The sequence below is a fragment of the Burkholderia sp. KL41 genome (assembly GCF_057005415.2).
Window position 1 is genome coordinate 556,995 of record NZ_CM174447.1, and the last position, 24,360, is coordinate 581,354.

19 protein-coding genes are annotated in these 24,360 nt (G+C 60.6%); 17 read left to right on the top strand and 2 right to left on the bottom strand.

Annotated features, from left to right (window positions below; all coding sequences use genetic code 11):
• Positions 1–21: 21 nt before the first annotated feature.
• The 9 genes from qatB to PQB87_RS20140 all read left to right on the top strand — a co-directional run bounded on the left by qatB (position 22) and on the right by PQB87_RS20140 (position 9,047).
• Complete coding sequence (gene qatB / locus PQB87_RS20100) at positions 22–804, top strand: Qat anti-phage system associated protein QatB (RefSeq protein WP_227746097.1); 783 nt, start codon at positions 22–24, stop codon at positions 802–804.
• Positions 801–2,087 carry a Qat anti-phage system QueC-like protein QatC gene (gene qatC, locus PQB87_RS20105; RefSeq protein ID WP_011546979.1) on the top strand — a complete coding sequence of 429 codons (1,287 nt, stop codon included), beginning with the start codon at positions 801–803 and terminating at the stop codon, positions 2,085–2,087. The genes qatB and qatC overlap by 4 nt, the downstream gene beginning before the upstream one ends.
• Positions 2,084–2,818, top strand: coding sequence for a Qat anti-phage system TatD family nuclease QatD (gene qatD / locus PQB87_RS20110; protein WP_011546980.1), 735 nt, complete (start codon positions 2,084–2,086; stop codon positions 2,816–2,818). Before qatC ends, qatD begins: the two co-directional genes overlap by 4 nt.
• A gap of 91 nt (positions 2,819–2,909) precedes the next feature.
• The gene (locus PQB87_RS20115) at positions 2,910–3,722 is read left to right on the top strand and encodes an FRG domain-containing protein (protein ID WP_011546981.1); all 813 of its coding nucleotides are present in this window, start codon (positions 2,910–2,912) and stop codon (positions 3,720–3,722) included.
• A 609-nt stretch (positions 3,723–4,331) separates the two neighbouring features.
• Positions 4,332–5,282 (top strand): GlxA family transcriptional regulator, encoded by a 951-nt coding sequence (locus PQB87_RS20120; protein ID WP_011546982.1) that lies wholly within the window; start codon positions 4,332–4,334, stop codon positions 5,280–5,282.
• An 81-nt stretch (positions 5,283–5,363) separates the two neighbouring features.
• The gene (locus PQB87_RS20125) at positions 5,364–6,179 is read left to right on the top strand and encodes an alpha/beta fold hydrolase (RefSeq protein ID WP_011546983.1); all 816 of its coding nucleotides are present in this window, start codon (positions 5,364–5,366) and stop codon (positions 6,177–6,179) included.
• Positions 6,180–6,368: 189 nt separating this feature from the next.
• A complete protein-coding gene (locus tag PQB87_RS20130) occupies positions 6,369–7,127 on the top strand; it encodes an SDR family oxidoreductase (RefSeq protein WP_011546984.1) in 759 nt (252 codons plus the stop codon).
• A gap of 61 nt (positions 7,128–7,188) precedes the next feature.
• Positions 7,189–8,388: an MFS transporter gene (locus tag PQB87_RS20135; protein WP_011694847.1), complete on the top strand. Its 1,200-nt coding sequence runs from the start codon at positions 7,189–7,191 to the stop codon at positions 8,386–8,388.
• Positions 8,389–8,507: 119 nt separating this feature from the next.
• A complete protein-coding gene (locus PQB87_RS20140) occupies positions 8,508–9,047 on the top strand; it encodes a carboxymuconolactone decarboxylase family protein (RefSeq protein ID WP_012339451.1) in 540 nt (179 codons plus the stop codon).
• Positions 9,048–9,629: 582 nt separating this feature from the next.
• Here PQB87_RS20140 and PQB87_RS20145 read toward each other — a convergent pair.
• Positions 9,630–10,610: a GlxA family transcriptional regulator gene (locus PQB87_RS20145; protein ID WP_012339453.1), complete on the bottom strand. Its 981-nt coding sequence runs from the start codon at positions 10,608–10,610 to the stop codon at positions 9,630–9,632.
• A gap of 561 nt (positions 10,611–11,171) precedes the next feature.
• Here PQB87_RS20145 and PQB87_RS20150 point away from each other — a divergent pair.
• The 5 genes from PQB87_RS20150 (at position 11,172) to PQB87_RS20170 (ending at position 17,578) form a co-directional block, all read left to right on the top strand.
• Positions 11,172–11,594, top strand: a complete 423-nt coding sequence (locus PQB87_RS20150) for a transposase (protein WP_175813825.1) — start codon at positions 11,172–11,174, stop codon at positions 11,592–11,594.
• Between the two features lie 399 nt (positions 11,595–11,993).
• Entirely contained in the window at positions 11,994–12,713 is a 720-nt protein-coding gene (locus PQB87_RS20155) for a hypothetical protein (protein WP_011546990.1), read from the top strand.
• A gap of 445 nt (positions 12,714–13,158) precedes the next feature.
• Complete coding sequence (katG, locus tag PQB87_RS20160; RefSeq protein WP_011546991.1) at positions 13,159–15,345, top strand: catalase/peroxidase HPI; 2,187 nt, start codon at positions 13,159–13,161, stop codon at positions 15,343–15,345.
• 102 nt (positions 15,346–15,447) lie between these two features.
• Positions 15,448–16,281, top strand: coding sequence for an alpha/beta fold hydrolase (locus PQB87_RS20165; RefSeq protein ID WP_011546992.1), 834 nt, complete (start codon positions 15,448–15,450; stop codon positions 16,279–16,281).
• Positions 16,282–16,483: 202 nt separating this feature from the next.
• On the top strand, positions 16,484–17,578 hold the full coding sequence (locus PQB87_RS20170) for a LysR family transcriptional regulator (RefSeq protein WP_011546993.1): 1,095 nt from the start codon (positions 16,484–16,486) through the stop codon (positions 17,576–17,578).
• Positions 17,579–17,901: 323 nt separating this feature from the next.
• Here PQB87_RS20170 and PQB87_RS20175 read toward each other — a convergent pair whose 3' ends face one another.
• Positions 17,902–19,590 carry an FAD-dependent oxidoreductase gene (locus PQB87_RS20175; protein ID WP_011546994.1) on the bottom strand — a complete coding sequence of 563 codons (1,689 nt, stop codon included), beginning with the start codon at positions 19,588–19,590 and terminating at the stop codon, positions 17,902–17,904.
• 610 nt (positions 19,591–20,200) lie between these two features.
• On the opposite strand from PQB87_RS20175, the gene PQB87_RS20180 reads away from it, so the two are divergent.
• The 3 genes from PQB87_RS20180 to PQB87_RS20190 are packed head-to-tail and all read left to right on the top strand — an operon-like array spanning position 20,201 to position 24,206.
• Positions 20,201–20,656, top strand: coding sequence for a (2Fe-2S)-binding protein (locus PQB87_RS20180; protein WP_011546995.1), 456 nt, complete (start codon positions 20,201–20,203; stop codon positions 20,654–20,656).
• 1 nt (position 20,657) lies between these two features.
• Complete coding sequence (locus PQB87_RS20185) at positions 20,658–22,892, top strand: xanthine dehydrogenase family protein molybdopterin-binding subunit (protein WP_011546996.1); 2,235 nt, start codon at positions 20,658–20,660, stop codon at positions 22,890–22,892.
• A 15-nt stretch (positions 22,893–22,907) separates the two neighbouring features.
• Positions 22,908–24,206, top strand: a complete 1,299-nt coding sequence (locus PQB87_RS20190) for a c-type cytochrome (RefSeq protein WP_011546997.1) — start codon at positions 22,908–22,910, stop codon at positions 24,204–24,206.
• The last annotated feature ends 154 nt before the right edge of the window (positions 24,207–24,360 follow it).

Here is a 24,360-nt window from a genome sequence, read left to right on the forward strand (position 1 = left end):
AGCCGTGGGCCTGGCCCGAATGTGAGTCTTGATCCTCCTTGGCTTGACGACGTGCTCGAGGGGCTTGGGGGCGACACGGTTCCGGCTACGGATGATGAACCGGTTCCGCCAGAGGGCGCACTTGGAACCGCTCAGCCTGCTCGTTTCGCTGAGGCGCGGCGCGAGCTAAAAAAATTCATCAAGAGCGGTAACACCGACAGCCTTCGGGACGCCCTCGGACATTACTCACGTAAGGGCAGCGGAGGGGCCAGTGCAGCATCGACCCGAATGCGCGCCGCGACGCGAGCCGGCGCAGAACTATTCTCCTTTCTCAACGCAGTTAGCCAAGGCAGCTCCGTTGAGGCGCGACAGTGGGTGCATGACCTGCAAAGCGGCAGTCCGACCGCGGATGACGTAGTCGACGCCATTGTCCGGGAGCTTTCTCCGCCGGGTGGCAGTGCCGATGAAGAGGCGCTTCGTGGTTCAATGGCGTCGGCGCTAACGGAACTTGTCTTGGACAACCCTGGCATAGACCTAATGCATCTGCAGACGCCCGACATCTGGGAGCTCATGAAGAATTACCTCGCATTGGAGGTGACTCATCGGCTTTGCTTTGACCTCGGTCCACTCTTGGAGAGTGCGAAGGTCGACCCAGCCATCGCGGTCCAGCGCGAGCGTGAAATGCGCATCTTCATCAAGTTAGAGATCGGTGAACACCTTGATCTGCTTCGGGGCACGAATCCAAATCCTACGCGGTCGAACCTGGACGCGGTCTTCCAGGAGACCCTGAAGATGACCTTTGAACTGTTCGAGGCAGGTTTATGACACGCGTGTTTTGTGGACCGAAGGATTGCATTCCTACTGAACGAGAGTTCGGAGTCGACTACGTCTCGATGTACGAGCACGATGGCCTGGCGGACGTGAGTACGGTTGGAACGGCGCTCATCAAGGACATCGTCGCTGCTGGTGTTGCCCCGAGCGCTCGGAGCTGGGACTTCTTGACACTTGCACTGGCCGTGAACGCAGCCGACAACGTCCTCGAGCGAGCGCAAAGTCCGGACGGTTGGACGCGGCAGATAGAGCTGGAGGTGGTGCTCTACGAGCCCGAACCGTACCAGGCCCTGACCGCGAAGATTGAAGAGGCCTTACGTTTCCTAACCGGCGATTTCTGGACGCTCACCTTTACTGATGGCGGCTATCCCCCTCCGCGGCCAAAGATGCCGACCATCTTCAATGCGGACTGTGTTTGCTTGCTATCCGGCGGCCTGGACAGCCTTGTGGGAGCGCTTGACTTGACCGAAGAAGGCCGCCACCCGTTGCTTGTGTCCCAAACCGCCAAGGGTGATAAGGAGACGCAGAGTCGCTTTGCGATCGGACTGGGCGGGAACGACCGGCATCTGCAATGGAACCAGAATATCCGTCCGAAGGTGGAGGATATCGAAGGTTCGACGCGCGGGCGATCCATCGGCTTCTTCGCGTTCGCGGCGGTCGCTGCAGACCATCTCGCGACTACGATCACTGCATTGCCGAGACCCGTTGAAGTCTTCGTTCCAGAGAACGGGCTCATCAGCTTAAACATACCGCTCAACCCTGGCCGAGTCGGAAGCCTTAGCACCAAGACCACACATCCGGTGTTCATGGCGCGGTTACAAGCGCTGTGGGATGAGCTTGGAATTCGTGCCGTGCTGCGTCTTCCGTATGCGGCGATGACCAAAGGGGAGATGATGGCCGAATGCCGGGCATCTACAGTGCTAGCTGATGTTGCCTCGGAAGCCACGAGTTGTGGTCGTTTCGTCCGGAACGGCTATAAACATTGCGGCCGCTGTGTTCCATGTTTGGTTCGCCGTGCATCATTTATTCGAGCCAACCTCCGAGACGACACGACTTACGTGTATCCCTCACTTCGAGGAGCGCAACTCGAAAACGAGCCCAACGACATCGGTGCAGTCGCAGTTGCGGTTTTGAAGGTCGAGCAGAGTGGCGTCCGCCTCTTCACTGCTGGCCAGCTGTCCTTCGCAGAGCCAAGCCTCCGAAGAGAGTTCGAAGGCGTCGTGCAACGTGGCTTAGCGGAACTGGGCGTGCTTTTGCGGCAGGAACAAATCCTGTGATTGACTTCCATTCACACCTTGACCTGTATCCCGATGGCCTCAAGCTTGCGCAGGAGGTGAACAGAAGGAACGAGTTTACCCTCGTGGTCACCACTAGTCCGCGCGCCTACCGGGCAACGTCGAATGTGTTTCTCGGTTTGAAGAACATCAAGGTGGGAATCGGCCTGCATCCGGAAGTGGCTGCCGCCAAACAAGGAGAGCTGGGCGACCTTATTGAGGGAATCTCGCGAGCACGTTTTGTTGGCGAGATTGGGATGGATGGTTCCCCCAGATTTCGAGGCTCACTTTCTGTGCAGGAGAGAGTCTTCCGAGCGGCCCTCGCTGAATGCGGACGGTACCAAGGAAAGGCGATGAGCATCCACTCGCGCGGTGCTGCACGCCGAGTCGTGGAACTGCTGGCTACGACGAAGCATGCCGGCGTACCCGTGCTTCATTGGTTCTCGGGCGGGTTCGCTGAACTTGAGACTGCTGTTCGCATTGGTTGTTGGTTCAGCGTTGGCCCTACGATGCTCGAGGGTGAGAAGGGGCGGGCGCTGGTGGCGCGAATGCCTCTACACCGAGTGCTACCTGAAACGGATGGTCCGTTTACGAGCGTGGGCGGGATACAACTGCAGCCGTGGGATGCATGGTCCGTGCGAGCCCCTCTGGCGGCAATATGGGGCATGCAGGAAGATGAGGTAGGGGAGCAGATGAAGCAGAACCTTCAGCACTTGCTGCGGCTATCAGGTTGAACAGGACTTCGGTCAACCAGGCGTACGTCCGTGCGCCGCGCACGCAATCCCTTTGCGCACTGCCTCAAACCATCCAATACGGGAGTCACAGATGACAGTTGCCTTCAACTACAAGCGCACGGCAAAGCGCTTCGGGGACGCGCGTGACCTTGCGACGTTCATGAATCTGGTCGACCGCTGGACCCGAGGGATTCCGACCCTCGGCTACCGCATGTCGCTGTTTCGCGGTCAGGAAGACGAGTCATGGTTGCTCAAGCCCGGTATTGCTCGCCCCCAGTACGCCAACCGCGTCAGGCCCGGTACCGAAAAGAGCATGCTGCGCGAATTCAAGCAGCGCGGCATCCCGCACCTGGAGTCGACGGTAGAACTCGCCGATGCCGACTGGCTGGCGATCGCGCAGCACCATGCGATGCCGACCCGGCTGCTCGACTGGACTGGCAGTGCGCTTGCTGCGTTGTGGTTTGCAATCAAGCGGCCAGCTATCAAGGGTGACGACGGCTCGCCCAAGGCGGCCGCCGTCTGGCTGCTAGCGGCGACCGACGCGGACATGATCGATCTAGACGAGCGCTCGAACCCGCTAGAGATCACTGAAACGAAGCTCTTGAAGCCGCGGCATGTATCACGGCGGATTGCAGCTCAGGACGGTTGGTTCAGTGTGCATCGAGGGGTCGAGGACGGTCTGGGGATGAAGTATGTCTCTCTCGACACCAACGTGCATTTCAAAATGCGACTGAGCTACATCCGGATCCCGCCGGACGCGTTCGGTCCCATGCGCGCGCAGTTGCAGACGGCCGGCATCAACCGCGGTGTGCTGTTCCCCGACCTCGACGGGGTGGCAGGCCGGATCGCGGACGCGATCCTATATCCCGACGATCAACCGACGCCAGGCGCCGGGAATCTTTGAGGCACGCGATCGGCCCCGCGTCCTACCAAGTGGGTGATTTGTCAGATTCACCGTTCTCGGGGCCACTGCCGTCTACCCTCGCGCCCGGGGGCCAAGCGGGCGAGGGCGCCGCCTAGACGCCCCCCGTCCGCCGCTCCCCTGCGCATTGCCGCCAGCCTTTTCCCGAATCGAACCCGACATCGGCTCAAGGACCCCCAGGAGTGCAACTTGAGCACCCACGACTGCAATTTGATCGATCAACGCCGCCAGGACCCTGGCATGGCAGTTGTGATTCTTCAAAGCACGACGGCGACATTCATCTGAACGCGGTGGCGACGGACAGGGCTGCGAGCCTATTGCAGTTGCACCTGAACACCACTCGACCTTCGTGGCTCGCTTCCGGTGACAACATTGGTGCGCTACGCGCGACTTCATGAATTCACGAGCATTTCGCATTTCCGGGCTGACAATGACTGGCGAAGTGATACTTTTACTTGTCAAACGGCGATAACTATATTTTCGTTTACGCCAATGTGATCGGATGGATGTCAAGCACCACGAATTCTGGTGTTCCCTGCAAGATCGCGGCAAAATTATTATGATCCTGCATTTTTTTGGGACGAAGACTTGATGCGACAGGTCGGCTTGATTCTTGAAGACGGGTTCCAACTGATGGGGCTGGCTGCGCTGGCGGCCTTTGAGCTCGCCAATGCTGAGCTTGGCGACGATGGCTACCTGCTGACTTTACTGTCCGAACATGGCGGCACGGTCCACTCCTCGATGAACGCAGGCATTGAAACCGTGCCGGTGGACATCGTGCCCGATACGCTTATGGTGGCTGGCGAACTGGTTCCCAAGAGCGTTTCGGCCGGACTGTGCGCCTATGTTGCCCGCGCCGGTAGCGAAGCCAGACGGGTGGCAGGGGTTTGCACAGGTGCCTTTGTGCTGGCACAGGCGGGTCTTTTGGATGGGCGCACGGCAACGACCCATTGGGCGCATGCGCGCGATCTGCAGTTGCGCTTTCCGAAGGTGCGGGTGGATGACGACCGTATCTTCATCCGTGACGGCAATATCTGGACCTCGGCGGGCATGTCCTCGGCGATCGACCTGACGTTGGCATTGCTTGAAGATGATCACGGCTCAGCTCTGTCCCGGTCCATCGCCCGCAAACTGGTCGTCTATCATCGCCGCCCGGGCGGGCAGTCTCAGTTCTCGGCGATGTTGGAGCTGGAACCGCGCTCCGACCGAATTAAGCGCGCCCTGACCTATGCGCGCGAAAACCTGCGCAATCCGCTGTCGATCGAGGAACTGGCCGAAGCAGCCAGCCTGTCGCCGCGCCAGTTCAGTCGCGTGTTTCGCGAAGAGACGGGGCAGTCTCCAGCCAAAGCGGTCGAGCGGCTGCGCCTGGAGGCCGCGCGTGTGATGCTGGAGGATGGGCGCCATCCGCTAGACATCGTTGCACGCGACACCGGTTTTGTTGACCGCGACCGGATGCGGCGCGCCTTCCTGCGCAACTATGGGCAAGCGCCCACAAGCCTGAAGCGCGACCCGAAGCCAATGGAAGACGGCACAGTCACATGACCTGATTAGACGCCTTTACGTCATTCAAGCTTCCCTGTCTCGAGATAACCTGCCGGCATCACAACGGGATGGGGGAATGACATGGGCGACACCTCGCGCATCGGCTGGCTGAACACTCGCCGTGGCAAACTCGCCACCATGCAGGACGGACCGGACGGTGGCGTACCTCTGGTTTTGCTTCAGCGTTTCCGTGGCACCATGGACGACTGGGATCCGGCGTTCATCAAGGTCTTGTCGGCCGACAGGCGGGTGATTCGGTTCGACAGTGCCGGCATCGGTCGATCCGAAGGTCGAGTGCCGGAAACGATTGCCGAAATGGCGGTAGTCGTTGCCGAGGTCGTCGAGGAACTGGGGCTAGGGCAGGTCGACGTCCTCGGTTGGTCTCTCGGCGGCGTTGTCGCTCAACAGCTTGCGCTGGACGCTCCACATCTCATCCGTCGCCTGATTGTCGCGGGGTCCAGTCCGGGCGGCATCACGGACGGCCCTCAGCCTCACCCCCGTGTGCCGCAAGTCATGTCACACAGCGTAAACGACGCCGCCGATTTCCTGTTCCTGTTCTACCCCGAATCCGAAACAAGTGTCGCTGCGGGCAAAGCTTCGCTGAATCGCATTGCCGAGCAGTCGCATGTGGGGCCAGCGGTCACGGCCGAGGCTTTCATGGCGCAGATCAAGGCCATTTCGACTTGGCCGGGCGTCTTGCACCGCGCAAAAGAATTGCGCATGCCGGTCCTGGTCGCCAACGGCGCGCATGACGTCATGTTGCCGGCCTATCGGTCCTATGTCCTGTCGCAGCAAGCGCCGGATGCCAAGCTGATTCTCTACCCTGACGCGGGCCATGCTTTCCTGTTCCAGGAAATCGACGACTTCGCGGCGCAGATCGATCTGTTTCTGGAGTAATGGTCCTTCGGCCGCTGCCTGGGGAGAGCGCAGGATTCTCATGGGAACCAGCTGACGACCGGGTATTCGTTCCCGTCACGAGTCTTGCATGACTGTTATCGCCGTTTATATGTCATTTGAGGTGCAACCCAACTCGCGCATAGTTCATACATCGAAAGCGCCATGGTGGCGCAAGGGAAATGAAGAATCATGCAGATGACGGGCAATACCATTTTCATCACGGGCGGCACTTCCGGCATTGGTCGCGCGCTGGCCGAGCAGTTTCACGCACTAGGCAACAAGGTCATCATCGCCGGGCGCCGCAAGGCTCTGCTCGATGAGGTCACGACAGCCAATCCGGGCATGGAAGGTGTGGCGCTGGACATTTCGGATGCGGCCGACATCGACCGCGTCGCAGCGCAGTTGATTCGCGACTATCCGTCGCTGAACGTGTTGATCAACAATGCCGGGATCATGCCGTTTGATGATCCTTCCGGCCGGATCGATGATTCCGTCTCCCGCCAAATCCTCGACACGAATCTGCTGGGTCCGATTCGTCTGACCTCGGCGTTGATCGAGCACCTCAAGGCGCAGCCTCGCGCGACGATCATCCACAACACCTCGGTGTTGGCCTATGTGCCGATCGCGACCAACGCGGTCTATTCAGCCTCGAAGGCGGCGCTGCATTCGTATGCATTGTCGCAACGCTTCATGCTCAAGGGCACGAGCGTGTCCGTGCAGGAAATCGCGCCTCCGTGGGTCGACACCGACCTCATCAAGAAGAGTGGCGACCCGCGCGCCATGCCGCTCGATGCATTCATCGCAGAAACGATGAAGGGCCTGGCGACCGAAGAGCCCGAAGTCTTTGTCGAGGCGATTCGCGCGCTGCGCGACAATCCCGGCCTGGGCGAACACGCGCTGATCGATGGCTTCAACGCCGAGATCGCCGCGAACCCTATCCCGGTCTGACGCATCCGGCCATACCATTGGGTCCGCACGGGTGCGGACCCACATCAACGAGACTCGCGTCATGAACGTGTCGCTCGCCGTGAACTCCCGAGCCGCGCTCATGCCGGCCGGGTTCCTTGCCCTCGGAACGTTCGCCATCGGCACCGAGGGCTTTATGATTGCGCCGCTGCTGCCGGTCATGGCCAAGGACTTCGGTTTGCCGGTCCCGACCGTTGCGGTGCTCGTCATCGTCTTCACCCTTGTGTTGGCGCTGTCATCACCGATCTCCACGGTTGCCACCGGCCGGATGGCGCGCAAGTGGGTCTTGCTCGCAGCCATGTCGCTGTTCGCCATCGGCAACGTGACGGCGGCGGTGTCCGCATCGTTCGCCTTGCTGATCGGAGCACGGGTATTGATGGCTATCGCTGCAGGCCTGTATGTACCAGCGGCCAATGGGCTCGCCGGTGTCATCGTGCCGCCGAGCATGCGAGGCCGCGCACTCGCCATCGTCAGCGCGGGCCAGACATTGGCCATCGCACTCGGACTGCCGCTAGGCGGGATGATCGGTCACGCTTTCGGTTGGCGTGCGACCTTTCTGCTGGTCGGCGCAATGAGCGTCATCGCCATTGCGGGCATCTTCGCGGGTATTGCCCGCGACGCCGGAGAGGGAGTTGCCGTGGCGAGCCTGCGCGAACGTGTGTCCGTGATCCGCCAGGCTCCGATTCAGCGCTTGCTTGGAGTCAGCCTGTTCTGGTCGATCGGCGCCTTTGCTGCCTATCCGTACATCGCGGAATACCTGGATGCCGTCCTTGCTTTCGGCCCGAATGCAATCACGGCGACGGTTTCTCTATGGGGGCTTTCTGCGGCAGCAGGGGTGATGACTGGAGGTGTGTTCAATGACCGCTTCGGGGCCAATCGGGTGGTGCACGGATCGCTGATGCTGCTGGGCCTGTCGTTCCTGGCGCTGGCTATCGCCTCGCGTCTGCCGCCGCAGGTTGCCCTGGTTCCGGTGCTTGTTGCAGTCGCTGTCTGGGGCTTTACTGTCTGGTCGTACTTCCCGGCCCAGATGTCGCGGCTCATCGCGGCCGGCGCGCCGGCGCAAGCGCCGGTTGCCCTCGCGCTCAATACGTCCACCATGTACTTCGGTTTTTCTGTCGGCAGTACCTTGGGCGCCGCAGTGTTGAGCTCAGGCGCTGTCTGGGGCATCGGAGCCGTGGCGGCGCTGGCCGAACTGATCGCCTTGGCTCTCAACGCGGTCCTTAGCAGAAACGCCCGTGCCTGAAACTGGACGATGCTTGTACGGTGCCCTCGGTGCCTGACCGATTCAATCAACAAGACTTCTATCAAATTTCGATGGCGAATGGCTCGCCCGCGAAGACAACCTCAAATGGAGCTGACCAAATGACTGCCCGGATCAATACGCCTGCCGCTGCTGCGGCCACTGGCGCGACCGCCGACGTTTTTGCCACCATCCGCAAGGCGGTGGGCATGGTTCCGAACGCTTATGCGGCCATCGGTGCTCTGAATACGCCTGCGCTGCAGGCGATTCTTTCCGCCGACGCGGTGCTCTCGAAGGGCTCGCTGTCCGCACAGGATTGCGAAACGATCAAACTCGTGGTCAGCGCCATTTCCGGTTGCGACTACTGCGTGGCAGCACATAGCCTGGCCAGCAAGGCATCCGGTATCGCGGTCGATGCCGTGCGCGCGATTAGGGCCCTGGAGCCCACTGGTGACGCACGTCGCGATGCGCTGATTCGGTTCATTCGGGTTCTTCAGGAAAGCCGCGGAACAATTGCGTCAGAGGAATTGGAGGCTTTCCGGTCAGCAGGATACTCGGACGAGTCCGTCGTTGATGTTGCTCTGGCCATCGCGCTCATCACGTTCACGAACGTATTCAATCGAGTGAATGACACGGTCGTGGATTTCCCCGCGTTGAAGTAGGGCATCCGCTACTGGGCAGGAACTCGATGCTCCGCAGGATTGTCATTCGTCGTCGATCGGACTGTCGACAGTGTGCCGGGCGCGGCCACGCAATCGACGTTCCGGTGCCTGCGGCATGTGCGGCTGATGTTTGAGCTGCTGGACTGTGCAATTGGCGAGCACATGCCGAAGCCGAATCGCTGACGATCGAATCGAATGATGATATCGACAGCTTCTTTCGTTTGATGTCTGAGGCGGCGCCCTTGAACTATCAGGTGATGCTAATGATTGGCATCGCGATGCAGGTTCAGGTGGCGTCGACTTTTCCGATCAGTGGGTGTGTCCACCTTGACGCTCGGCGTTCGCGGTCATTTGTCGGTCGAAGACCGATGTCCGCGACGGAAATCGTGATCGGCAATGTCGTCATATCTCCGCGCGACACAAGCGTGGCACCGGGCTATTGCGTGTCGTTCGTCGAGGGCGGCTTGACGTCGCCAGATTGGCGACTCGATTGGGCGTGGTGAGGACAGGATCAACGCCGCTCATGGAGGTTGATCGGCCGAGAACGCGAGATCAATTACTCGTCCCGCGCGTGCCAGTTCGTCAGGCAGCTTCGCTTAGTTCCTCGGGCTGATCTTCGATCGAATTGCGAACGGATCTTCTCACCGCCTGAGGAGTCAGGCCGTAACTGCGAACGAACGCTTCGCGGAGGTGATTGCGGTCGCGAAATCCCGTTTCGCGTGCAATGGTATCGAGCGTATGCCGGCCACGCTCGATCAGGACCCTTGCCGCTTCGAGTCGCAGCCGCTTGATCGCGTTGGCAGGAGACTCGCCAGTCTCCGCGAGGAAGATGCGCGCGAATTGCCGAGTGCTGATATGTGCGGCTCGTGCGAGATCGCTGACGCGCAAGGGCTCTGCCAGATTGGCGCGGGCGTATTCGAGCGCGAGTTGTATCCGGTCGGACTTGGGAGCTAGTGCCAGCAACTCGGATTGTTGCGATTGCCGGCCCGAACGTCGTTGATTCATCACGAGTGCACGCGCAACCGAGTTCGCAAACTCGGGGCCGATATCTTCTTCCACCATACCGAGCGCGAGATCCATGGCTGCAGTCAGCCCGGCGGACGTCCAAATCGGGCCATCGGTAATAAAGATCCAGTCGCGCACGACTTGGGCAAGCGGCAAGCGCCGTTGCAGTTCGTCTGCATAGGCCCAGTGGGTTGTGGCACGTCTTCCATTGAGCAGGCCCGCCTCGCCGAGGATGAACGCACCTGTACATAGCCCGGCCACGCGCCGGGCACTGCTGCCAATCTCTTTGATGAATTGAAGTTCGGCGGCCGATGAGGTCCGGGTGCCCGGATTAATCACACCTCCGATCATCCATGTATCGGCTGCAGCGGCCGTGTTTGCGGGTTCAGTCAGAACCGAAAGACCGAGCGACGAACGAACCGGCCCGCCGGCGACGGAAACATTCGTTAGATGGTAAATCTGCTCTTTTGCTACGACGTTCGCAATCTCGAACACAGCCTGAGTCCCGATTGCCATCACCTGGAAACCTTCCGTCAGGAGAAAACCAATTCGATGCATTTTGCCCACCAAGTCTCTCATCAAAATGGTGAATTATAGGGGGTGTAATGAAGTAATGCAGGGATCCGAAATTATTTTTATAAGGTAACGATCATTTGTGTAGGAACCCGAATTTTATTGTGGGAATTGACCACGGAACGTTGTGCGCCGACATCTTGTCGTCACATCCCAACATATGGAAAGGCCGTGCTTCGGTAGATGGATACGTTCTGATGGTGCTGCACCAAAATAGGGCTGTTTGTAGACTCAATGTGACGCGTTGGATAGGGTCGATGATTTGTCTCAAATCATACTCATAAATGTCCTTTGAGAATTGGTAAGCAGCGTTGATCATAGGAGCCGCGGCAATGCAGCATCAGTCAGGTTGGGCATGAAGAAGGTTACGTGCGACGGTGCACCATGAACCGCGTGACAACAGTTCGTGCTCTTTCATAAGTTATCGATTTTTTTGTCAGAAAGATGAGCAGGCACGCAAGCAATACGCGAGATTCAAGGGTGCGATATCGCGCCGGGAACCGAGTGGGCTGCAACGCCGGACTGATCAACAGAGATATCGGTACGATGCGAGACGACGAAATCGCCATTGCGAGTGCGGCCGATGCCGAACTGAAGCGTGATTGCTCACGCCTGCGCGACGATGCCCCTATTGGGGCATTGTCTGGTCTGAAGGCCGTGCTCGGCTTGCCGCTGAGTGTTTTGCAGGGTTCCGCGCGGAGTCTTCGTGATCTGGATTTCTCTATCACCCTGCCCGGGCCGAGCTACACGGTGCTCTGCTGTTGGTCGCAAAAGAACGAGGTTCAACAGAAGCTTTTTCAAAGCACCGAGCCGATTGATCCGGCGGTCGTCAGTACGGGGATGAAGGTCCGTAGTGAAGGCGTGCAGAGAGTTCGTACGCATGGCCGAGAATGGGGGGGCAAGTGGCTACCTCATCGTTCGCTTGCCGAGGCAGTCACGTATCGGTATCAAGCACCTACTGGCCCCTGAATGCAGTTTCGATGCGTCGACGTGCAGGCGAATGAACTGCTGATCAGGATCAATCAATCGCACGACTGAGATCGCAGGCTCACAGTCTGTCTGCGTTGCAAATCGTGAACAACAATATTAGATCATCCGTGTGTTGGATTTGCTGGAGAATTATATTGTCTAATTTGTTTATGGGTGGAAATATCTAATAGAGCGTATCTGATTTATTGTATTTAGATGCGCATTTTCTATATCGAATGTCGTACTCTTCCGTGACCTATTTGCTTTTTTTGATGATTTGTCCGTTTATCGAGGCGCTCAAACTGGATTTGGCATGGATTGGTGTGATATCAGTTTTTGAATTGATGTGAAGTTCTGAACGATTCTGTCTATGAACCATTTAAACTTTGGGGTGAAGAAATGAATAAGGTCGCTCAAAGCATTATCGATGCGCATGGCGGGATCGAGCAATGGCGGAAATTTCGGGAGGTCCGAGCCGATCTGATTCAGGGCGGCGCGCTGTGGGGATTGAAAGGGCAGAGCGGCGTGCTGGATCGCACGCGTGTCTCGGTTGCAACGGATCGCCAGTGGGCATCGCATGCACCGTTCGCGACGGTGGCCGCGCGAAGCGAGTTCACTGGTGATCGCATTGCGCTCCTCGACGACTCGGGGCGCGTCATTGAAGCCCAGGCGCAGCCGCGCGAATTGTTCGCTGGCCACACGCTGGAGACGCCGTGGAATGCGTTGCAGTTGGCCTTTTTTGCCGGATGTGCGATGTGGACGTATCTGAATTCTCCGTTCCTGCTTGCTTTCGATGGTGTCGAATGTGAAGACGTCGGACCGTGGTCGGAGCAAGGTGAACGGTGGCGGAAGATCCATGTAGTGTACCCCGCGACGCTCGAAGTATTCAGCAAGGTGCAGGCAATGTATGTCGGGCCCGACAACTTGATTCGCCGTTTGGATTATGACGTAGAGATTGCCGGAAACACGCCTGGCGCGCACTACGTGAGCGACTATGTGACCGTCTCCGGCATCCGAGTTCCGATGCGTCGTCGGATTTATCCGCGCATGCCTGACGGTACTTCGATTTCCGAACCACTGGTCGTATCAATTGATCTGGAGAACATCGAACTCCTTTGAATCGGTAGGGAGCGATATAGCTCGTCCGACGGGGCGTGTTGTCCCGTACGGAAACGTTTGTGCGTCGACGTGCCACGGGCGATTGAAGCCAGGAAGGCAACTCGTGTCGATAGGCCAGCCGGCTCGACTGGACGTCATGCTACTGAAGCCTATTTGCTCTCGCCGAATTGGGAGTTTAAATTCGCGCGATCGATGTTCCGCATCTGATCGATGCGAGCAGGTTCGGGACGACCATGAGTAAGAATGCAAGTGAGGTCACCGAGAACGCCGGGCGTGCGCTCAAGATGGTCTCGAGCAACAAAGCCGTCTGGAAGATCGTTACGGAAGGTGTTCCGCCATTTTTTTGACTTTGCGGATTTGCAGTGAAGAGTTCCGGGATCAGTGAACGCTCGGATATACGTTGATTTACTGAAGATTGCGTATTTGCAACACGAGGAGAATCCAGATGTCGAATGAGGGAAAGTGCCCGTTTAACCATGGAAAGCGTAACGGGACGACGAACCGCGACTGGTGGCCGAACCAGTTGAACCTCAAGATTTTGCACCAGCATTCGAGCGAGGCGGATCCGATGGATCCGGGCTTTGATTATGCTGAAGCATTCAATAGTCTGGATCTGGCGGCGGTCAAGGCCGACCTGCGCGCGCTGATGACGGCATCGCAGGACTGGTGGCCGGCGGACTTCGGTCACTACGGGCCGTTTTTCGTGCGCATGGCGTGGCATAGTGCCGGCACATACCGGACGGGGGATGGCCGCGGTGGTGCAGGGCGAGGTCAACAGCGATTCGCACCACTGAATAGTTGGCCAGACAACGTCGGGCTGGACAAGGCCCGGCGATTGATCTGGCCGGTCAAGCAGAAATACGGACGCAAGATTTCGTGGGCGGACCTGATCGTACTGACTGGCAACGTGGCGCTGGAATCGATGGGCTTCAAGACGTTCGGCTTCGCGGGCGGCCGGGAAGACTCGTGGGAGCCGGACGAGGACGTTTACTGGGGCATGGAATCGACCTGGCTGGACGACAAGCGCTACAGCGGCGATCGTCAGCTCGAGACGCCGCTGGCGGCAGTGCAGATGGGGCTGATCTATGTGAACCCGGAAGGCCCGAACGGCAACCCCGACCCGTTGGCGTCGGCGCGCGACATCCGTGAGACCTTCGCACGCATGGCGATGAACGATGAGGAAACCGTCGCCCTGATCGCGGGCGGCCACACGTTCGGCAAGACCCACGGTGCGGGTGATGCGTCGCACGTCGGGCCTGAGCCCGAAGCGGCACCGCTCGAACAGATGGGGCTGGGCTGGAAGAGTTCGTTCGGGTCAGGCAAGGCGGGCGATGCGATCGGCAGCGGCCTCGAGGTGATCTGGACGTCGACGCCGACGCAGTGGAGCAACAATTTCTTCTGGAATCTATTCGGCTACGACTGGGAGCTAACGAAGAGTCCGGCTGGCGCGCATCAGTGGCAGCCGAAGGGCGGCGCCGGTGCGGACAGTGTGCCGGATCCGTTTGAACCGGGCAAACGCCGTGTACCGACGATGCTGACCTCGGATATTGCGCTGCGTGCCGACCCGACTTACGAGAAGATCTCGCGCCGCTTCTTCGAGAATCCGAACGAGTTCGCCGAGGCATTCGCGCGCGCGTGGTTCAAGCTGACGCACCGTGACATGGGGCCGCGCGTGCGTTATCTGGGTCCGGAAGTGCCCAGCGAGGAATTGCTGTGGCAGGATCCGATTCCGATGCCGGATCATCCCCAGGTAGACGAACAGGATGTGAGCGCGCTGAAAGCCAAGGTGCTCGCATCGGGTCTGTCGGTCTCAGAACTGGTCTCCACTGCGTGGGCGTCGGCTTCGACGTTCCGCGGTTCGGACAAGCGCGGCGGAGCGAACGGCGCGCGTGTGCGTCTCGCGCCACAGAAGGACTGGGAAGTGAACCAGCCGGCGCAACTGGCCACGGTGCTGGAGGTGCTGGGCGCGCTGCAGGTGGAATTCAACCGTGCGGCCACGGGCGGCAAGCAGGTTTCGCTGGCCGACCTGATCGTGATCGCGGGGAATGCGGGTGTCGAGCAGGCCGCAGCAGCAGCCGGGGTCGAGATCACGGTGCCGTTCACGCCGGGGCGCGGCGACGCAAGCGCCGAGCAGACGGATGTCGATTCGATGGCGGTTCTCGAGCCGATCGCTGACGGCTTCCGCAACTACCTGAAAGGTGCTTATACGATCCCGGCAGAGAAGTTGCTGATCGACAAGGCGCAACTGCTTTCGCTATCGGCGCCGGAGATGACGGTGCTGATCGGTGGCCTGCGCGTGCTCGGCACGAACGTGGGCGATTCGAAGCACGGCGTGTTCACGGACCGTCGCGAAGTGCTGACCAACGACTTTTTCCGCAATCTGCTCGACATGGGCACGGAGTGGAAGCCGACCTCGGAGGCCAACGAAGCCTATGAAGGTCGGGATCGTGCGACGGGCGAGCTCAAGTGGCTGGCCTCGCGTGTCGACCTAGTGTTCGGTTCGCATTCGCAACTGCGCGCGCTGTCGGAAGTGTACGGCAGCGAGGATTCGCAGCAGAAGTTCGTGCGTGACTTCGTTGCCGCGTGGACGAAGGTGATGAACGCCGATCGTTTCGATATCAAGCACAATTAACGGAAGTACGGTCGGATGGCGTGTCATGGTCCGATGCCGTTACGCGCCGTCCGCCGATACGCCGAACATGTATTCAATTCAAGACAAGTTTGGAGTTGCGCAATGAGTTACTTTAAGTCGGGTGACGATACCGAAATTTTCTACAAGGACTGGGGCCATGGCACGCCCGTTGTTTTCTCGCACGGCTGGCCGCTGACTTCGGATGCATGGGATGCGCAAATGCTGTTCTTCGGCCGTCGCGGCTACCGGGTCATTGCGCACGACCGTCGAGGGCATGGTCGCTCGGCGCAGCCGTGGGACGGCAATGATATGGATACCTATGCGGACGATTTGGCTGCGCTGCTCGATCACCTTGACGTGCGCGGTGCGATGCTGGTGGGCCATTCCACGGGTGGCGGCGAGGTGGCGCACTACATCGGCCGTCACGGCACGGCACGTGTGGCGAAAGTGGTGCTGATCGGTGCGGTACCGCCGATCATGCTGAAGACGGAAGCGAACCCGGGCGGCTTGCCGATGGAAGTGTTCGACGGTATTCGCGAAGGTGTTTTGAAGAACCGCTCGCAGTTTTACAGGGATCTGGCGGTGCCGTTCCACAACTTCAATCGTGAGGGTGCGACGGTTTCGCAGGGGACGATAGATTCGTTCTGGTCGCAGGGCATGATGGGCTCGATCAAGGGCCAGTTCGACTGTATCCGGGAGTTCTCGGAAGTGGATTACACCGAGGATCTTCGAAAGATCAACGTGCCGGTACTGGTGTTGCACGGAGACGACGACCAGATCGTTCCGATCGACGCGTCGGCGCGCCGGACGGCCGCGATTGCGCCGAATGTGACGCTGAAGGTGTATCCGGGCGGATCGCACGGGATCGCGATCACGCACGCCGATCAGGTCAATGCGGATCTGCTCGCTTTCTTCGAGAACACGACACGCAAGTAAGGCAGAACTTGGGCCGGATGCTGGCGATGACCGAGTTCGGCCCGGGATCTGCCGATGACCCGAAATGCCGATGGGTGAGCAAGATGGGTCATCGGTCATTGAATCAGCAGACGTAAATTCCAAACCGATTGCATTGTGAGGAGATGATTGGATTTTGACGGGCTTGATACTGCCATTCCTCAGAATTCGTTCGGAGAAAACCATGGAAATCACACTGCAGGCGATGTCGATTTTCACGTACATCGTGCGTGTGGGAAGCTTCACGGCAGCGGCAAAACTGCTTGGCATCAGCGCCGGAACGGCCAGTCGCCTGGTACGCAATCTCGAGAATCATCTCGGCGTGACCTTGTTGCAGCGCTCCACGCGATGCGTGCGCTTGACTACCGAGGGCGCGCAGTATTTTGAGCACTGCGAGCGGGTGCTGGGCGAGATCGAAGAAGTGAAGGCTCATCTCGCCGGCGCGCGGGATGTGGCGCGTGGCCGCTTGTCGGTGGACATCGATCAGGAGATCGCTCATACGGTGTTGCCGCTGATCCCGGAATTTCGCCTGACATTTCCGGAAGTGGAACTTCGCCTAGAAATCGGTGGCGATCCAGGCGGCCTGGTCGAGCACGGAATCGATTGTGCGATCGCGGTAGGGCCGCTGCCGGATTCGTCGCTCCGCGGGCGACGCATTGGCGACTTCAACGCAGTGACGGTCGCGAGCCCGGCCTATCTGTCCCGACGCGGCGTTCCGCATGAGCTTGGCGATTTGGATCGCCACGACATCATTCATTATTCCCCCCGCCGTTTCGGCCCCGTGCGTGACTTCAGATATTGCGTGGACGGAGGCGAGGTGAGCTTGAAATTTCCCGAGCGGATCTCTGTTAGTGATGCGCGTTCGGCAGTTCAGTACGCTGTTGAAGGTATCGGAATCGCACAGGTGTGCGGCCGAATGGTAGTGAACGAAATAGCCAATGGACGTTTGGTGAGCCTCTTAGCCGAAAATCGTCCGACATCGCTGCAGATCTTTGCCCTTTATGTGGACCAGCGCTACATTCCGAGGTCGATTCGTGCTTTCATCGACTGGCTCGAGATTCAGCTGCGTTGGAGGAATGCGAATGTGATTGCTCCATCAATGATGGAGATTGGAAAATCGCGCGCATTGCCGTCGTGTTGGGGCACGGACGCTTCGCGCGGCAACACGCAGTTTGCAGCGGAGTCTGAAGGGGCACAGCACCTCGTTTTCGGACGTGCGAAATCCGACGTGCACGTTGAACTGGATCTGACCGCTCTCCATGCGATGCTTGAAATCTGACCGGGTGACGTGTTCTTGTCGGACGGTACTGCGCTTCTGCTTTCATGGAAAGCGTGAAAGACGGAAGTCGATGTGTTGTGCCTTATCGGCGGCTGAGCCCGTTGCGAAGTCAACGTATCTGCAATAGTCAATGTCATGTGTTAACGGGCCACGACGACTGCTTGCATTGCCGTCATCTATCCGGAATACGGGCGCGAAAGGTGCTCGAGCATGATGATGACGCCCGACAATTCGTGTGTCTAGGCAGTGCCGGACCGATTGCATGGGGCGCCGTCTCAGGTGATGGTGGCATGACCGTTGCCGCACCCGTCATCGGCGCTGTTTTATGCGGTCAAGCTGGCAAGAAACTTGTGAAGCTGCGAGACGACCGCTGCTCCGTCGCCGACAGCGGCCGCCACGCGCTTGGTGGAATCATGCCGCACGTCTCCGGCACAAAATACGCCACGGACACTGGTTTCATGCTCTCCAGCCTGTGCGGAAACGTCGGATCCCGTTAGCACAAAGCCGGATGTGTCGACGGTGACCCCACATCCGTCAAGCCACGAGGTGTTAGGTATCGCCCCGATAAACAGGAAGACGTGCTCCGCTTTCTTCGATGTGCGCTTTCCGTCGGAGCCGGCAATCTCGATTTCCTCCAGCTCATCCTCACCGCGAAACGACGCAATCTGCGTATTGAAGTGAATGTCGATGTTGTCCATCGATTCGATGCGATCGATGAGATAGCGCGACATGCTGTCGGATAGATTCGGTCCCCGAACAAGCATGCTGACATGTTTCGCATGCGATGCCAGATAGACGGCGGCCTGTCCGGCCGAGTTTCCGGCGCCGACAAGCACGACATTTTTCCCCGCGCATAGTTTGGCTTCTACCGGAGAGGCCCAGTAATACACGCCTCGCCCCTGAAAACGTTCGATCCCTTCGATCGCAGGCTTGCGGTAAGCCGCGCCTGTAGCTATGACGACCGAATGGGCCCGCACCGTGCCGTTATTACCGAGCCGGAGGCGAAATGGAGACGTGTCACATTCCAGGGCTTCGACATCCACCGGGATCGCGACGCGCGCACCGAATTTCTGAGCCTGGATATATGCGCGTGCGGTCAGTGCATACCCTGATATACCAGCCGGGAAACCGAAGAAATTCTCGATGCGCGCGCTCGCGCCTGCCTGTCCTCCTGGTGCGTGGTTATCCAAAATGACGGCAGCTAGGCCTTCCGATGCTGCATACACCGCAGTGGCCAGGCCGGCAGGGCCCGAGCCGACGATCGCGACATCGAACACTTCGGCTTCATCAAAATCGGGAATGAGGTCGAGCGCTGTCGCCAGTTCGGTTTCGGTTGGCGCGCAGAGAACCTTTCCGTCCGGGCAGATAACGAGCGGATAGTCTGCGGAATCGGTGGGGTATTGATTGACGTAGCGCGCAATCTCCAGATCCGAACTATCGACGACGGTGTAGGGAATGCTGTTCCGTGTGAGAAAGTTCTGAAGTGCATTGAGAATCGGCGAATTTGATTCCGTGACGACGATGATGCCGCTGCCGCCTTCGACGAGTCCAGCTCGCCGCAGGATCAAGGCTCTCATGATGCGCTCGCCGAGTTCTGCTTCTGCGATCATCAGTGCCCGCAGCCTGGCCGGTGTAACTTGAAGTGCGCGGACGTTGCCTGCGGCATCGCCGTCAACTAGGCATCTCGCTCCTGATATCTGGCCAACCTCGGCGACGAAATGATGATCCCCCAGCTCTTTGACAATAATCTGTCGGTTCAGTGCATCCCGGCGAGTGACGCGAATCGAGCCCGAAAGGATGACGAACATACCGAAGCCCGGCTCGCCCACACGGAAGATCTGATCGCCGTCGTTCCACTCGCGGATTTCACCGAATCGCGTGATTCGGTGTATTTCCGCTTCGGTGAGTAATGGGTATCGCTCCCGTTGGTAATCGGTGTCACCAATCGCAACCGGGCTGGACAGTGGGTTGGTATCGCCTTGCTTACCATCATCATTTGAACGCACGTGCATGGCTGAAGTAGAAAGAGAATTCTGGACAGTGTGCGAAATACGGATGTCGATCGCGCTGGGAGGAACATTGCTTGACTCGAGAGCAAAGTGTACGACGTCCGAGGCGGGAGTCCCACTATACGTGGGTATGTAGTCCCGGTGTGACAAGGTTACCGGGCCAGAAGCGGAGCGAGCGGAGTCGGCCAAGTTGGGGGCGCCCCGTCCGCTTGTCCGAAATCCTAGCCGTAAATGTCGTTGTAGAGACTATGGGCGGTGGCGGATTTTCGGCATGATATTCGCGCCAATCGCGGGTGGTTATGGTCGACGGCGCGAGCAGCGTCAATGAGATTGTCCGCACCCTCGCGGAGGTTGCTTGACCGCTGCGGACGCGCTTGCCAGGCAATGTCGGACTGAATCGATGCGATCCGGCATTGCTGCTTCAGCGGCTGTCCGCGCCGGGTATGTGATACGCGAAATATTCGCCGGTGGCGTCGCGCGTCGTGGTATTGACGCACATATAGTGCGGACACCAGGCTTATTCGGAGCGTGCCGTGCAGTGATGGCTCGCTCAGTGGCAGCAACAGAGGCGCGCGCCGGCGGCGCTTCCCCAATTACCGGCCCTGGAGGCTGAATGGTAAACCTCAACATCAACGGCGAAACCCGCACGGTCGACGCCCCCGACGATATGCCCTTGCTCTGGGTGCTGCGCGACGTCGTCGGCCTCACCGGCACGAAATTCGGCTGCGGGATCGCGCAATGCGGCGCGTGCACCGTGCATCTCGACGGCGTCGCCGCGCGCTCGTGCGTGCTGCCGGTCGCGGCCGTCGCGGGCCGCAAGATCACGACGATCGAAGCCGTCGGCGCGACGCCGGCCGGCCACAAGGTCCAGCAGGCGTGGCGCGAGCTCGACGTCGTCCAGTGCGGCTATTGCCAGTCGGGGCAGGTGATGGCCGCCACCGCGCTGATCGCATCGAACCCGAACCCGAGCGACGCCGACATCGACGCGGCGATGGCCGGCAACATCTGCCGCTGCGGCACGTACAACCGGATTCGCGCGGCCGTGAAGCAAGCCGCGAAGGAGGCGTGACATGTCTCGAGGACTGATCGAAGCAGGCAAGGTCGCTGGACAAGCCGCCGGCGCGGGCGTATCGCGCCGTTCGTTCCTCAAGCTCGGCATGTCGCTGGGCGCGGCGGCGGGGGGTGGCCTGCTGCTCGGTTTCAGCCTGCCGGCGGCAGGCGACGATGCGCGGCGCTCGGTGATCGGCGGTGACGCGGCCGAACCGGCGCAGCCCGGCGTGTTCGCGCCGAGCGCGTTCGTGCAGATCGACCGCGCCGGCAAGATCACGCTGGTGATGCCGAAGGTCGAGATGGGGCAGGGTGTCTATACGGCGCTGCCGATGCTGATCGCCGAGGAGCTCGAGGTACCGCTGTCGAGCGTGACGCTCGATCATGCGCCGCCGAACGAGAAACTGTTCACGGATCCGCTGCTCGGCGGCCAGCTCACCGGCGGCTCGACGTCGGTGCGCTACGCGTGGGAACCGATGCGCCGCGCGGGCGCGACCGCGCGCACGCTGCTGGTCTCGGCGGCCGCGAAGCAATGGAGCGTCGATCCGGCATCCTGCCGTGCGGTGAACGGCGAAGTGCAGCATCCGCCGAGCGGCCGGCGCGCATCGTACGGCCAGCTGGCCGACGCCGCGGCGAAGCTGCCGGTGCCGAAGGACGTCGTGCTGAAGAAGCCGGCGGATTTCAAGCTGATCGGTACGCCCGCGAAGCGCCTCGATTCGCCGGAGAAGGTCGACGGCACCGCGCAGTTCGGGCTCGACGTGCGCCTGCCCGGCATGCTGTACGCGGTGATCGTGAACAGCCCGGTGTTCGGCGGCACGGTCGCGAGCGTCGACGACACGGCCGCGAGGAAGATCCCCGGCGTGCGCCAGGTCGTGCGCGTCGACAACGCGGTGGCGGTGGTCGGCGATCACACGTGGGCCGCGAAGCGCGGTGCATCGGCGCTCGTCGTGAAGTGGAACGAGGGCGCGGGCGCGAAGGTGTCCACGAAGGACATCGTTGCCGACCTCGCGCAGGCGGCGGTGAGCGGCAAGGGCGCGGTCGCGCGCAAGGAAGGCGATGTCGGCCACGCGTTCGCAAACGCGAAGACGCGCGTCGACGCTGTCTACGAACAGCCGTTCCTCGCGCACGCGACGATGGAGCCGGTGAACTGCACGGTGCACGTGCGCGGCGACGGCTGCGAGATCTGGGTCGGCACCCAGGTGCCGACGCGCGCGGTTGACACCGTGCAGCAACTCACGGGCCTGTCGCCCGACAAGATCGTCGTGCACAACCACTTGCTCGGCGGCGGCTTCGGCCGGCGGCTCGAAACGGACATGATCGACCAGGCCGTGAAGGTCGGAAAACAGGTCAACGCGCCGGTGAAGGTGATCTGGACGCGCGAGGAAGACATCCAGCACGACATGTATCGGCCGTACTACTACGACAAGATTTCGGCCGGCCTCGACGCGAACGGCAAGCCGATCGCGTGGCAGCACCGGATCGTCGGCTCGTCGCTCATGGCGCGCTTCGCGCCGCCCGCGTTCCGAAATGGTATCGATCCTGACGCGGTCGAAGTCTCGGCTGATCTGCCGTACGACCTGCCGAACCAGCTCGTCGACTACGTGCGCCAGGAGCCGCGCCACGTGCCGACCGCGTTCTGGCGTGGCGTCGGGCCGACCCGGGGCACGTTCGTCGTCGAGAGCTTCATCGACGAACTGGCCGCGCAGACCAAGACCGACCCCGTGCAATACCGCCGTGCATTGCTCGGCAAGGCGCCGCGCGCGCTGAATGTGCTCGACGTCGCGACGAAGGCGGCCGGCTGGGGCCCGTCGCTGCCGAAGGGGCAGGGGCGCGGCGTGTCTGTGATGTATGCATTCGGCACTTTCTTCTCAATGGTAGTCGACGTCGCGGTGGATAACGGCGAGGTGCAGGTCAAGCGCGTCGTGTGCGCGGTCGATTGCGGCATGTCCGTCAACCCGAACACGATCGAGGCGCAAGTGCAGGGCGGCATCATCTTCGGGATCACGGGCGCGCTGTACGGCGAGATCACGATCGAGGACGGCCGTGTCGTGCAGAGCAATTTCACCGATTACCGGATGCTGCGGATCAACGAGACACCGCCGATCGAGGTGCATCTGGTGAAAAGCGGCGAAGCGCCGGGCGGGATCGGCGAACCGGGCACGGCCGCGACGGCCGCGGCATTGTCGAACGCGATCTTCGCGGCGACCGGCAAGCGGCTGCGCAAGCTGCCGGTCGGCGATCAGCTGAAGACGGCTTGAGGGGAGGCGACGATCATGCGAAACCTCGCCCTGAATACGTTCCGTGCATCGCTGCTCGCGCTGTCCGCCATGCTGGCCGGCCCGGCCGCGCAGGCCGCGCAGACGGCACCGGCCGACAGCGCGCTCGTCGCTCGCGGCGCATACCTCGCGAAAGCGGGCGACTGCGTCGCGTGCCACACCGCGCCGCGCGGCACGCCGTTCGCCGGCGGCCTGAAGATGGTCACGCCGATGGGCGCGATCTACACGACCAACATCACGCCCGATCCGGAAACGGGCATCGGCGGCTATACGGAAGCCGAGTTCGCCGGCGCGCTGCGCAAGGGCGTCGCGAAGGACGGTCACAACCTGTATCCGGCGATGCCGTATCCGTCGTACGCGAAGCTGAAGGACGAGGACGTCAAGGCGCTGTACGCGTACTTCATGCACGGCGTCGAACCGGTGAAGCAGGCGAACCGGCCGTCCGACATCCCGTGGCCGCTCAACATGCGCTGGCCGCTCGCGTTGTGGAACATGGTGTTCCTCGACACGACGCCTTACGCCGACAAGCCGGCCAAGGACGCGATGTGGAACCGCGGCGCGTACCTCGTGCAGGGGCTCGGGCACTGCGGGTCGTGCCACACGCCGCGCGGCGTCGGCTTCCAGGAGAAGGCGCTCGACGAAGGCGGCGCGGCGTTCCTGTCGGGTGCGCCGATCGACAACTGGTTCGCATCGAACCTGACCGGCGAGCCCAACACGGGGCTCGGCCGCTGGAACGAGGCCGAGGTCGCGCAGTTCCTGAAGACCGGCGCGAACCGCCATGCGACCGCGTTCGGTTCGATGGTGAGCGTGATCAACCACAGCACGCAGGCACTCACGGACGACGATCTGGCGGCAATCTCCCGTTACCTGAAATCGCTGCCGGCGGCAGGCGGCACGGGGGCGCCGCCGTACCGCTACGATCCGAAGGCGACGCAGGTCGCGCTGGGCCGGCCGGCAGCCGATCCGGGCGCGAAGGTGTATAACGCTTACTGCCTGCATTGCCACGGGGTGGACGGACGCGGTTATGCGCCGCTGCTCGCGCCGCTCGCCGGAAATCCGAACGTGCTCGAGGCCGATGCGTCGTCGCTGATCAACGTGACGCTGAACGGCAGCGACACGCTCGTGATCGGTGGCGTGCCGTCCGCGTATCCGATGCCGGCGTTCTCGAACCAGCTGAACGACCAGCAGATCGCCGACGTGCTGACCTTCATGCGCGCCGGCTGGAACAACGGTGCGCCGGCCGTGCAGGCGGCGGACGTGGCGAAACTCCGTAAGGAGACGGCGAACAACCACTGAATGGCTGAGTCACTGTAAGGCGCCCTGAAGTGATCGGTATTCCCGTTGACCGAGATCGACGGGGCCGGTCACGAGACATAGTAATCGTACGCAATGCTAATGGATTGCAGGAAGACGAGATCCTGTACGCAATTCAGCATGTCCGCTTCGTAGG